General features: G+C 46.0%; 7 protein-coding genes. 1 reads left to right on the top strand and 6 read right to left on the bottom strand.

The features are described 5' to 3' along the window. Positions 1–15: 15 nt before the first annotated feature. The 4 genes from DWB79_RS00705 to hisS all read right to left on the bottom strand — a co-directional run bounded on the left by DWB79_RS00705 (position 16) and on the right by hisS (position 6,122). Entirely contained in the window at positions 16–687 is a 672-nt protein-coding gene (locus DWB79_RS00705; protein WP_016670466.1) for a tetratricopeptide repeat protein, read from the bottom strand. A 154-nt stretch (positions 688–841) separates the two neighbouring features. After that, on the bottom strand, positions 842–2,326 hold the full coding sequence (locus DWB79_RS00700; protein ID WP_016670465.1) for a sigma 54-interacting transcriptional regulator: 1,485 nt from the start codon (positions 2,324–2,326) through the stop codon (positions 842–844). Positions 2,327–2,346: 20 nt separating this feature from the next. Then, on the bottom strand, positions 2,347–4,752 hold the full coding sequence (locus DWB79_RS00695) for a bifunctional cytidylate kinase/30S ribosomal protein S1 (protein ID WP_016670464.1): 2,406 nt from the start codon (positions 4,750–4,752) through the stop codon (positions 2,347–2,349). Beyond that, complete coding sequence (hisS, locus tag DWB79_RS00690) at positions 4,749–6,122, bottom strand: histidine--tRNA ligase (RefSeq protein ID WP_040859305.1); 1,374 nt, start codon at positions 6,120–6,122, stop codon at positions 4,749–4,751. Before hisS ends, DWB79_RS00695 begins: the two co-directional genes overlap by 4 nt. A gap of 176 nt (positions 6,123–6,298) precedes the next feature. On the opposite strand from hisS, the gene DWB79_RS00685 reads away from it, so the two are divergent. Further along, positions 6,299–7,378 (top strand): 6-phosphofructokinase, encoded by a 1,080-nt coding sequence (locus DWB79_RS00685; protein WP_016670462.1) that lies wholly within the window; start codon positions 6,299–6,301, stop codon positions 7,376–7,378. 15 nt (positions 7,379–7,393) lie between these two features. Here the strand turns inward: DWB79_RS00685 and fusA are convergent, their stop codons facing one another. Beyond that, the gene (gene fusA, locus DWB79_RS00680; RefSeq protein WP_016670461.1) at positions 7,394–9,457 is read right to left on the bottom strand and encodes an elongation factor G; all 2,064 of its coding nucleotides are present in this window, start codon (positions 9,455–9,457) and stop codon (positions 7,394–7,396) included. A 17-nt stretch (positions 9,458–9,474) separates the two neighbouring features. Beyond that, complete coding sequence (locus tag DWB79_RS00675; RefSeq protein WP_016670460.1) at positions 9,475–12,453, bottom strand: ligand-binding sensor domain-containing protein; 2,979 nt, start codon at positions 12,451–12,453, stop codon at positions 9,475–9,477. Positions 12,454–12,459: the final 6 nt, after the last annotated feature.

Below are 12,459 nucleotides of genomic sequence, written 5' to 3'. Positions count from 1 at the left end.
TATACTATTTTCCCGCTAATTGATCGAAAGCGCGATAATCCGCGATTTTGCAAGCAGTGTCCAATCATTATCGGGGTATGACTCCGTAAGTTTTGTATATGCTTCAATCGCTTTATCCGGATGAGCAAGGCTTTCTTCAAGCCGTCCGATGTTAAACAATGCTCGGGGCTTCAGCGGAAAGTCGTCTGATGTTGCTGACAAGGTATACAGTTCCAACGCTTTATCGTGTTGCTGTAATTCATCGGCACAGGCTGCCGCATTAAAATAAGCAATACCGGCAGTGTAAGATTTTGGCTGCGCCTCTCCTGCTTTTTGGTAAAAGGTGAGCGCTTTTTCCCAATCTTTCCGGAGTACATAGATTTCTCCGAGCGTTGTATAGGCTCTAAATGCAGAGTATGTACGGCCGTTTGCTGCAGCTTGCTTTTCAAGTTTCTCGACAAGTGCATCTTCCTCAGCCGTCATATCTTCGGCATTTTTATTTCGTAAATCCGTCCATTCGGAGATCATTGTCTCCGTTTCTATAGAAGCTTTTTTTGCTGCACGTGTAGTGAGCGATGATGCAATCAAAGTGATTGCGACAACAGCACAAATTACTCCCAGTATAATGACGATCGGTTTCCGATTCTGAGTTAAAAACTGCCCACAGCGTTCTGAAAAAGAAAGCGTCTGATCATTTTGTTCTGCCATATATGTCTCCCGTTAATCCTTTGGGCATCTCTAAAAACTTGGTTAGATTTTTAGAGATGCCCGACGAGTTTCAATTTAAGTCTTTTTACTGTAATGACTTAAATTGAAACATCGCAAAATAAATCTAAGGTAAACCTCTAAAAAACTGAAGTTTTTAGAGGTTCTCCTTTATGTTTAGTTCTTTCATCAACCGTGAAAGATATGTTCTTTGAATTTTAAGTATTGAAGCCGCCGTTGTTTGATTTCCGCCGGTTTTCTCCAGTACTGTTCGGATATATGTCCGTTTAAATACGTCCGTTGCGGATTTAAGACCGTCAATCTCGCCGGTCAACATCGCCGCAGCGGATCGAGGAAATAAATATTCAGCGGTAATGAGCGGCGGAGATCCGTTTAAGCATCCGTATTCCACACTGTTTTTTAGCTCCCGTATATTTTCCTTCCATTCCGCTTGTTGTAACGCCTCTTGAGCATCTGCCGAAAAACCGGTAAACGGTTTCCGCATTTCCTGTGCTGCCTGACGCAGAAAAAACTGTGCAAGTGCGCCAATATCTTCTTTGCGCTGCCGCAGCGGCGGTATATACAGCGGCAGTACATTTAACTTGCCGTATAGCTCCGATAGGAAGTCTCCTTCGCGGGTTAACTGCTCGATATCGCGGGAGGTTGAGGCTATTAACCGTATGTTTCCGCCGCTTTGTTCAAGCTGCAAAATCCTGTTTAAAAGCCCCTTCTGGAGTGAAAGCGGAATGGCCGCCGCCTCATCAAGGAACAAAGTACCGCCTTCAGCTTGTTTAAAACAGCTTTCATCAGAGATATCGGTAATGGCGGCATCATCCGCAGTACCGCCGAATAAGCGATGCGCAAGCAGCTGCTCTGCCGGTTCAGTGCAATTCACACGAATAAAGGGATGATTCGCATGGCGGCTGTGAATATGCAGCTGTTTCGCAACTGATGCTTTTCCTACTCCATTTTCACCTATAATGAGTACCGGTATATCGGAGGATGCAAGCTGCTTACAGAGCTCAAATTTCTCCCGCATTACCGGACTGGACGCTATAAAAGGCGTTTCTTTCGTTATATATTCTGTTCGTTGCTCCCTGTGTTTTATAGCATCCGCATAGAATCCGTATGCATACGAAGTACGATAAACCGGTGCGGCATACCCCGCTACAAGGCTCAATAACGAAAGGTCGGACTCTGAAAAATTCCCTCCGTCTCTTTTATTTACTGCTTCAAGGACACCGATACGGTTATCCTCTATACACAACGGTACTGCGATAAAGCCCGATGTCGAATAAGGAGTTCCGTCCATACCGTTGGAAGTAAAGCGGCTTTCCGTATCGGGAGCATTCATTCTTAACGGTTCGTTTTGTCGTAAGACCCATGCTGCTGCTGCCGGTAATTCTTTTTTTGCGTCAAAGCGATAAAAAGTATCATCACATATATACGCAACCGTTTGAGCTTTTTGTAACGTTTCATCCGCTAAAAAAAGAGAAGCAGCGGTACTGTCCACTGCTTGCATACCCGAACGGAGAATCATTTCGAGTAATGTATCCCCCGAAGCCGAAGCTCCACGGGTGAACAAGGGTGTATTGATGAGAGCAGCTATTCTTTCGGGTAAAATATGACCTAAAATATACATACGCTGCTCTCACAGCAAAACTATTCCGAGGCTTTATTCTTCATAAGATCGCCCAACGTAAAGGCTCCCTCATCGTCTTCTTGTTTGGTAGACATATAGCGGGAAAGTTCTTCCTGTTGAAGGCGTTTCTTATAGTCGCGAATTGAAAAAGCCGTTTTCTTATCCTTAACATTGACATCAAGGACAGCTGCCTTTACTTTATCGCCGACAGCATATTTCTTTAACACTTCATCGGGATTATCTTCGCGGTTTTCTACGAGATTTTGCTTGTGAATAAGACCTTCGATATCACCGGGTACTTTTACGAATATGCCAAAGTCCGTTACCGAAGTAACTTCGCCTTCGACGGTAGAACCGGGTTTATATGTTTCTGCAAAAGTCTTCCATGGATCATCGCTTAATTGCTTTACGCCGAGGCGAACTCGGTGTTCGGCCGGATTGCATTCGATAACAATTACTTCAAGGTCTTGACCTGCTTCAAGTTCGCTATTCGGATGGCGTACCCGTTTTGTCCACGAAAGATCGTCAACATGCAAGAAGCCGTCGATTCCTTCTTCAAGTTCGATAAATGCACCTGCGTTGGTCAATTTAACCACTTTGCGGGTTAAACGGGTGCCGACGGGATAGCGTTCGTCGATATTATCCCACGGATTTGCCGTTACTTGTTTTAAGCCGAGCGAAACACGCCCTGCCTGAATATCATAGCCGAGGATCATACATTCGACTTCATCGCCGATTTTGACCATATCGCTCGGTTTGCTCACCTTTTTTACCCAGCTGAATTCGCTGATGTGTACAAGACCTTCAATCCCTTCCGACAATTCTACAAAGGCGCCGAAGTCGGTAATCTTTGTGACATGACCTTTTACGATATCGTTTACTTGGAATTTGTCTTCAAATTCAAGCCACGGATCAGGGGTGAAATGCTTTAATGAAAGATTGATGCGCTTTTCTGCAGGGTCAAGTCTGATAACTTTTAAATCGATTTCTTGACCTTTTTTAACAAAATCCTTCGGACGGGTAACATGTCCCCAGCTCATATCATTGATATGCAACAAGCCGTCAAAGCCGCCGAGGTCGATAAATGCCCCAAAGCTGGTAAAGCTTTTTACGGTACCTTTTACAACGTCACCGATGTTCGTATTTTCAAAAAATGCTTCGCGATTCTTTTCAAGCGTATCTTCAAGATATTTTCTTCTATTAACTACAATATTGTCTCTGTTTCCCTTGCGGTCAAAGACCATCTTTTCAATATAGAAAGTTCCCTTTTCGCCTAACAGGGATTCAGGTTTATCCACTTTCTGGGCGGCCGCTTGACTGATAGGTAAGAATGCAATCATGTTTGCACCGAGATCAACATCATATCCACTTTTGTTTACAAGCTTTTTGATGACACCTGTTACCGGAGTTTTATTCCGATATGCATTCTGCAACTCTTTGCGTAAAATGTTACGGTCTGCTTTTTCCTTGGAAATAATCAGCTTACCGTCAGTTGCTTCGGTCTTTTCAATGTATACCTGTACAGTATCGCCGATCTGAGGCTCTTCGGTAAACTCTTCGCGTGCAACACGCCCTTCCGATTTACCGCCTACGTCAATAAAAACCGAATCATCGGTTATCGCAATAATACGGCCTTCTTTTAATGTTCCGACTTCAGGAGATTCAAAATTTAAATACTCCTCTGGTAATTGTGTTTGGATGCTCTGATCGGAATTTGTAATCGCATCCATTGCCACTTCCTTTTGTTCCATAAATAACCCTTTATCGTGTATTTTGTCTTTTATTTTCTCACAAACCTGCATTATGGTCAAGTCCGATGTATCTAAATAGAAAGCATCTTTGGCAATTTTTAGGCTACCTTCTTTTTTATTCCGGTCGATAGTATCCCGTTCTTCAATGCTCTTCAGTATTTCGGCTTCCGAGAGATTGCTGGTGCCTTGCTCAAAGCGGCGCCGTGCGCGTGCCTCAGCGGAAGCGTCAAGGTAGATCTTACATTTGGCATCGGGGAATACCACGGTGGTCATGTCCCTGCCCTCGCAAACAATATTCAGTTTTGCCGCAGCGGTACGGATTTTTTTATTGATAAGATGCCGAATAGGAACAATCGCAGAGAGGGCTGCAACAACCGATTCCACAGCATCGCTGCGGAGATATGCTTCTATGCAGTGGCCGTCTAAATACATTCCATCCCGCTTATATTCAAGCGATACGGTTTTTGCAAAATCCGTCCACTTTGCTTCGTTTTCCAAATCCGGTTTTGCTGCGCCGGCGCCGCTTTCATCCCCGCCTAATGACCGCAGAACTGCGAGGGTGAGCGCACGGTAAAAGCTGCCGGTGTTCATAAAGGTAAAGCCAAAATCCGCCGCGATCAGCTTTGCAACAGTGCTTTTGCCCGAACCTGCCGGGCCGTCTATCGCAATAATCATTTTTTATCGCCTTTCAAAGATGCCGGAACATCTTTTAATAACAGATTGGTTTCCGTCCGGCTCGGCAGGTGTTTTAGGCGCACCGACATTTCGGCGCAGTTCTGCGATACCGGAGAGGCGGAGTCACCGCTCGGTTCGCTGGTATTATCGGAACTTTCCGGCAGCGGCTCGATAAAAAGCCCCCAGTCTATGCCTTTCTTTTCGGCATAGCCGTACTGCTGCTGTATCTTCTTAGATTCGGGGAAGACTTCTACGCGGCAGCCGCATTGTTCCAGATAAGTCGCCGCTGCGTTGTTCCGGCGAATGGAGTTACCTTTCTCGTAAAATACGATTGCATCGATAAAACCGGCCTCTTTTGAGCCGATACCGAGTTGTTCCAATCCTGCGAGAAGGCGGTCAAGTCCGATCGAAGCGCCGACCCCGCTCACCGTATCCTTCATATAGAGCCCTGTTAAATTGTCGTAGCGGCCGCCGGAACAAACCGAGCCGAGCTGCGGAAGGTCGGTTAAAAAGGTTTCGTACACAATGCCGGTGTAATAATCAAGGCCGCGTGTAATGGAGGGGTCGAGTATGAAGCTGTCCGCGATACCTGCATCGCATAGGAGCTGATATACGTCCCGTAAGCGGCCGGTATCGGGGGCGGCGCCTCCCGCAAGTGTTTCTATGTGCGCAAGGATTGTTTCAAAATCGGCGCCTGCCGAAAGGCCGTTGCTGTATTGCACAATTTTTTCAGCCTTTTCAGCTCCGGCAATTTCCGCGAGTTGTTCGATTACTGCTTCTTTGCCGATTTTTGCTAATTTATCGACAATGCGGAGGATGTCTTCGCTTTTATCCTTTAGCTCCAGCCTGTCCAAAAACCGGTTGAATATGCCGCGGTGCGAAATATGAATACGGAAGTTTGTAACGCCGAGCGCTTTGAGGGCGTTATACATAACTTTCAGGATTTCAAAATCGGTATAGGCACAGTCCGAACCGACGCTGTCAAAATCGCATTGAATAAATTCGCGGTAACGCCCCGCCTGCGGTTTTTCGCCGCGCCAGACTTTTGCAATATGATACCGCTTAAATGGAAAGTATAATTCGCTGTAGTGCTCCGCAATAAAGCGGGCAAAGGGAACGGTCAAATCAAAACGGAGCGCAATGTCGCGTCCGCCGTTATCGTTAAAACGGAATACTTGCTTTTCGGTTTCCCCGTTGCTTTTGCGCAACAGTACTTCGGAATATTCCAAAGCGGGGGTGTCGATGGGCACGAACCCTGCATTTCTGAATACATTGGTAACGGTTTCAATTAAAAGAGCCCGCCGTATTTCATCGCGCGGCAAAAAATCTCTAAATCCTTTAAGAACTTTCGGTTGTATCAATTCACTCATTTTTTTAGTATAGCGAATTTTCATACCTGTTACCAGTGTAATTCCACACCGCCTGTTTTCAAAAGGAAAGGTTGAGCAGTCCCAATTATTCTGCGGGGCTGTTAAAAAACAATCTGATGCGGTTGCCCTGATAATTTCCGCTTGCGTAAGTGTAAAAAGCAGGGTATTCTTTTAACATGACTGCACATAAACGCCTCGGCATTTTAACATCGGGGGGCGATGCTCCCGGCTTGAACGCCGCTATCAGAGCTTTAGCTCGGACAGCGATGAACCGTTACGGAATGGAAGTGGTCGGTATTGAGCAAGGATACCGCGGCCTCATCGAAAATAAGTACCATATATTGACTGAGCAAGATCTTTCCGGCATCCTCGCGCGCGGGGGGACTATTTTGGGGGCTTCCCGTGAAAAACCGTTTAAAGACCGCGGCTGGCGTAATGCGGACGGCAGCGGGGCGGTGGATTGTATCAAAAAAAATTACAAAGACTTACGGTTAGACTGTCTTGCCGTCCTCGGCGGCAACGGGTCGCAGACTACTGCCGATATGCTCGTAAACGAAGGTTTAAACATCATCGGTATTCCGAAAACCATCGACAACGATATTGTGCATAATGATATGAGCTTCGGCTTCCACACCGCGCTTGATATTGCAACGGATGCGATCGATCGGCTGCATACGACGGCGGCAAGCCATAACCGTATTATGGTGATAGAAATTATGGGGCATAAGGCGGGGTGGCTTGCGCTCTACGCGGGTATTGCCGGCGGCAGTGATGTCATTATCATCCCCGAAATCCCCTATCGGATTGAAGCAATAGCCGAACACTTACTGGAACGCCGTAAAAAAGGCAAACATTTTTCAGTTATTGCAGTTGCCGAAGGCGCCGTATCGTTTAGCGAAAAGGATATGAACAAAAAAGCGTTAAAGGAATCGCGCAAATCTATGGTTGGTTCAATCGGGTATCGGGTCGCAGGGGAGATAGAAGCGGCTACCGGCGCCGATGCGCGGGTTACGGTGCTCGGCTATTTGCAGCGTGGCGGTACTCCTTCCGGCTATGACCGTATATTGGCAACGCGCTTTGGCGCCGTTGCCGCCGAGTTCGCTGCTGAGGAACGGTACGGCGTGATGACAGCTCTGCAACAGGGGGTTATTACTGCCGTACCGCTCAATAAGGTCGCCGATAAGGTCAAAAAAGTACCGGAAGACCACCCGATGATTCGTGCCGCATGGGATGTCGGTACCTGCTTTGCCGGTTAACTTACCGGCAGCCGGTTAGCTGCCGAGACCGCCTTTTTTAATTTCAAAGTGGCTAAAGCTCATTGTAAAAGAGGCGCGGCCCTGCGTAACGGAGCGTAAATCGGTGGAAAAGCCGAAGAGTTTCGCCATCGGCGCTTGTGCATGAACAACATCGATATTCGGCTTCGAATCCATGCCGAGTACCATACCGCCGCGCTGCGTCATCTGGCTCATCGCATCTCCGACAAATTCCTTAGGACAGAGTATATCAACATTCATTACCGGCTCAAGCAGTTCGGGGGCGGCTTTTCGGCACGCCTCGTCAAAACCCATCGCAGCGGCGGCCTCAAACGCAAAGGTTGTCGCAGTCAGCTCGTCGTATTCGGCATCGATGAGGGTTACGCCGATGTCTACGCACGGATAGCCGTATTGAATCCCCGAATTAAAGGCGCCGCGGATCGCGTGTTCCACCGCCTCGATAATATCTTCAGGCAGGGAATGCGCCTGCGGAGTACCGCCCGTGGAAACCTTAACCGTGTTCTTAAAGCTATTCCCCGAACCTCGTTCAAGCGGTTCTACACGGAGCGTAAGCTGCGCTGTCTGTTCTTTACCGGCAAGTACCTTGCTGAATCGTTCGGTATGTTCTGCCGTTTGAGTAACGGATTCGCGATAGGTTACCTGCGGCTTACCGATACGGGCTTCCACCTTAAAGTCCTGCAGCATACGGGTTGTAAGAACGTCCAAGTGTAGCTCCCCCATACCGGAGATAATCAGCTGTCCTGTTTCCGCATCCTCACGGCTTATAAAGGTTGGGTCTTCCCGCGACAAAATCGCGAGTGTTTCTTTGAGTTTATCACTTTCCGAAAGGCTTTTCGGCTCGATGGCTACGGAGATAACCGGTTCGGGAAACTGCATAGATTCAAGGAGTATCGGCATCCCCTCGCTGCCGAGCGTGTCGCCCGTTTGCGCCAATTTGAGCCCGACAAATACGGCAATATCGCCCGCTTCTATGCTGTCCATCGGCTCGGATTTATTGGAGTGCATTCGCAGGATACGGCCGATCCGCTCACGCTTTTTCTTGCCGACGTTATATACCTGATCGCCTGCCTTTATTTTCCCCGAATACATACGGACATAGCAAAGTGCGCCCGCTTCCCTGTCATATTGAATCTTAAAGACCAAACCGAGCGGCACGCCGTCGCTTTTGCAGGGAACGGAAATAGGCGTTCCTTTTTTCAGCTGAATTCCCTCGGCAGGCGCAACTTCATCGGGGGCAGGGAGATAGTCTACGATTGCGTCGATGAGCGGCTGAATACCGGTATTGCGCCGCGAAGATCCGCACAAAAACGGAATATACTGCCGTTTGAGTACTGCGGTACGGATTTCTTTTTTGATCAAGTCTGTCGGAATGGGTTCTCCTTCAAGCATCAACTCCGTTATCGTATCGGAGTAGGCGGAAACAACATCCAGCATTTTTTCGCGGTATTTTTCAGCCTCTGCACGGTATTGGTCGGAAAGCGGGCTGCGGGTAAATTTTTCACCTTCGGTTTCCGCATCCCAGCGGATTTCTTCCATTGTAATCAGGTCGATAACACCTTCAAAACTTTCCGCACTGCCGATAGGAATTTCAAGCGGCATTACCGTGCAGCCGAATTTCTCTTTGACATCCTCCATCGCCGCAAAAAAATCGGCGCCGATTCTGTCCATCTTGTTCACAAAACAGATGCGCGGTACATTGTAATGATCCGCCTGCCGCCACACTGTTTCCGTCTGCGGTTGCACCCAACCTACAGCACAGAGTACGGCAACTGCACCGTCGAGTACACGCAGCGAGCGTTCTACCTCAGCGGTAAAGTCGACGTGTCCGGGCGTATCGATAATGTTGATTTGATGATCACGCCAATAGGTTGTCGTTGCAGCGCTCTGAATGGTGATACCCCGGTCTTGTTCTTGCTGCATCCAATCCATTGCCGCAGCTCCGTCATCGATTTCTCCGATACGGTGAATTTTTCCGGTATAAAAAAGAATACGTTCGGTTGTTGTTGTTTTTCCGGCATCGATATGCGCCATAATGCCGATATTCCGCATAGTGTTAAGCACGTGCTGCTCCTTGTTAATCAGTGACAGTTGTTGATTTGATCCATCGTTGTGTCATAAAATACAACTTTATTTCTTCCCGTTTGTTTTGCACGGTAGAGCGCACAGTCCGCTTTATGGATCATTTGTTCAAAAGTATCTTTTTCGGTAGGTTCTCCCGCAAAAACTCCGATGCTGATGGTCGTTTGTCCTACCATTTCTTTTGGGTGCCGCTCATGCATCGTTTCCACTGTTTTTCGGATTCCTTCCGCAATATGCATCGCTTTTTCGGGAAGTAAATTGTACAATACAATTAAAAACTCTTCACCACCGTATCGACCTATTAAGTCTGTTTCCATTCGAATGCGTTTTTTTAAATCCGATCCGATTAAACGCAATAGTTCATCGCCTGCCTGATGGCCAAAGCAGTCGTTATAATTTTTAAATAAATCGATATCAAACATCATAACCGCCATCGAAACATGATGCTCTACTGCCATTTGCCATATCTTTAAGCCGATCATATCAATATACCGGCGGTTGCCTATTCCTGTTAAGTGGTCGAGTAAGGAAAGCTCTTTAAGGGTAAAGTTGTCTTGTATCAGTACCAGTTGTTTTTCTTCAAGAAGGTCTGCATACCGCTGCAGCCAATATAGCTTATGAATCTTGTAGATTAAGAAAATAATAATGGATGCTATTACTATATAAAACCAAATCATAATGGGCGAGATGAGAAAACTTTGCCGTATGGTGAACGAGATACTGTCGTATACGGGATTCCATTCATCCGCTGCATTTTTCACTGAGAACGTATACGATCCGGGGGGAAGATGTGTATATTGTACATAATTTTGGTCGGATGAAACGATCCAATCTTTATCAATACCGGTTAATTTATATGCATAAACCGGCTTCTTGCTCCGGGAAGAGTAGGGGGCTGCAAATGAAAATTTAATATCATTCGTTTTGTAGTCGAAAATGATCGACTGTTTTTTTGTATAGAAATTAATCGATTGTCCGTTTGCCATAAGTGTCCGTATTTTAATAGGTACAAATTTGAGACGGGATGCATAGAGTTTTGCTTCAGAGATTTTTAATATTCCTTTATCGGTACCAAAGAAAAATATCCCTTTATTTTTTAAAGCGATGGGGGGACAGGAAAAATAACCGTATTGGCGTATGTTAGCGATATTATATGCTTGAGCCGTTTGATGTGCTACATCGAATAAATTTAAATATTTGAGCCCTGCTATCCATAAAAAGCCGTCATCTGCATCAGTTATACCGATAATCTGATTGGAGGAAAGCCCGATATCCTTTGTATAGGTACGGAAGAGTTCTGTTTTTGGGTCAAACCGGCAGATACCGCCATCGTTTGTACCGAACCATAGATATCCCTTTGAATCTTCACAAAAAGAATCGACACGGTTGGCGGAAATGCCGGTCGGTTTATTTACATCATATAAATACGAAATAAAATCCTGTGTTTCGGGGACGTACCGGCATAAGCCTTTGTTTGTACCGATCCACAACATACCGCGACTGTCTCGATTGATAAAAAAGATAATGTCATTACTTAACGAACGCGGGGCGTCGGAATGGCGGTACTGTGCTAGAATACCGTTTTTGGGAGAAAAATGGATAAGCCCTGCGCCATACGTGCCTATCCAGAGGGTATTATCTGAATCTTGATAGATAGACCGTACCAAAAAACTTGAAGTATCGGATATCCGGTTGTTATATAATGAAACAGGTATAAATGAAGCAGTGGTTGAATCAAAGAAAAACAGCCCTTTGTTGGTACCGACCCAAGCTTCCGTATCGCTGATAGCACTGATAGAATAAATGAGTGCACCGTTCACTTGATTTTTATCTACTATGAACGGGAACTCTTCCGCTTGCCACTGATAAAAACTGTATCGAACGAGGATATTATTGGAGGCTGCCCAGATATAGCTATTACTGGATGTTAAGCAGGAAATACTGTCATCAAGATGCGATAATTTTTTTTGATTTGCGACAGCATCGGCATGCAGCGGTACTGCAATATCACCCGAAAGGCGATTTAGATCCGCTATATTGAGTGCATCCGCCGTTCCGACAAACAGCATATTATATTTATTTATAAAGAATGAATATACGACATTATTGGTTAGCGATCCTACCAGATTCGGATTTTCTTTATATGGGGTTACTTCTTTTGTTCTTTTGTTGATGATATACATGCCGCCGCCCCATGTTCCTGCTGCAATGTACTTGTTGGTAATAAAATTATTATAGAGTGCATATATCCGTGCATCCGGCAACGAATATACTTCATAGCTGTTGTCGCTGGGCGTAATCCGGACAAGCCCAACACCCCAGACGGAAAGCCAGTACACACCATCGGTGTCTTCTATAAAGTGATACACAACACCGCTTTTTCCGGGGCATCCTTCCGGTATTAAGCTGCACGGTTCAAAAGCCCCTTCCGATTCGTTATATTGCCATACTCCGTTATATGTTGAGGCATAGACGACGCCGCGAGAGTCTTCGCTGATTGACCTAATGGTATTATTCCCGATAAAGGAATCATATTGATGGTTATTAAAAGGTATAAAGTTTTTACAGTTTCCGTCGCGGCAAAAGTATAATCCGTTGATTGTCCCCACCCATAGCTGCCGTTTTGAATCGCGGAAAATCGCTGTAATTACATCATCGCTGACAGGAAAATGTTTGAGTGTTCCGCTTTTGATATCGAAACGCTCTAATCCGCTATATGTACCAAGCCAGAGTACATCATCAGTATCCATATACATGGTTTGAATGTGACTTGAGCGCATGGTGGTATTATCAAAGGGAATGTGTTCGTATTTTTCGCAAGTAATTCCGTTATACTTAATGAGTCCCGAACGGGTAGCAAAATACAGACAATCTTGACTGTCTTCTGCAACACCGACAACTGCATTAAAGGGGAATAAAGCCGGTTCGGTATAAAATGAAAGCGGCGCCAAGTCCGTACAAAATACTAAGCCGGCCATTAAAAA

The organism is Treponema medium (genome assembly GCF_017161265.1).
GTDB classification, from domain to species: Bacteria; Spirochaetota; Spirochaetia; order Treponematales; family Treponemataceae; genus Treponema; species Treponema medium.
The sequence above is the reverse complement of the archived record's forward strand: the minus strand, read 5'-3'. Positions and strand labels throughout refer to the sequence as shown.

What these genes read in the sequence shown, in the direction of transcription:
- DWB79_RS00705 (WP_016670466.1), bottom strand. Translation starts at nt 687, where the DNA reads ATGGCAGAACAAAATGATCAGACGCTTTCTTTTTCAGAACGCTGTGGG.
- DWB79_RS00700 (WP_016670465.1), bottom strand. Translation starts at nt 2,326, where the DNA reads ATGTATATTTTAGGTCATATTTTACCCGAAAGAATAGCTGCTCTCATC.
- DWB79_RS00695 (WP_016670464.1), bottom strand. Translation starts at nt 4,752, where the DNA reads ATGATTATTGCGATAGACGGCCCGGCAGGTTCGGGCAAAAGCACTGTT.
- hisS (WP_040859305.1), bottom strand. Translation starts at nt 6,122, where the DNA reads ATGAGTGAATTGATACAACCGAAAGTTCTTAAAGGATTTAGAGATTTT.
- DWB79_RS00685 (WP_016670462.1), top strand. Translation starts at nt 6,299, where the DNA reads ATGACTGCACATAAACGCCTCGGCATTTTAACATCGGGGGGCGATGCT.
- DWB79_RS00675 (WP_016670460.1), bottom strand. Translation starts at nt 12,453, where the DNA reads ATGGCCGGCTTAGTATTTTGTACGGACTTGGCGCCGCTTTCATTTTAT.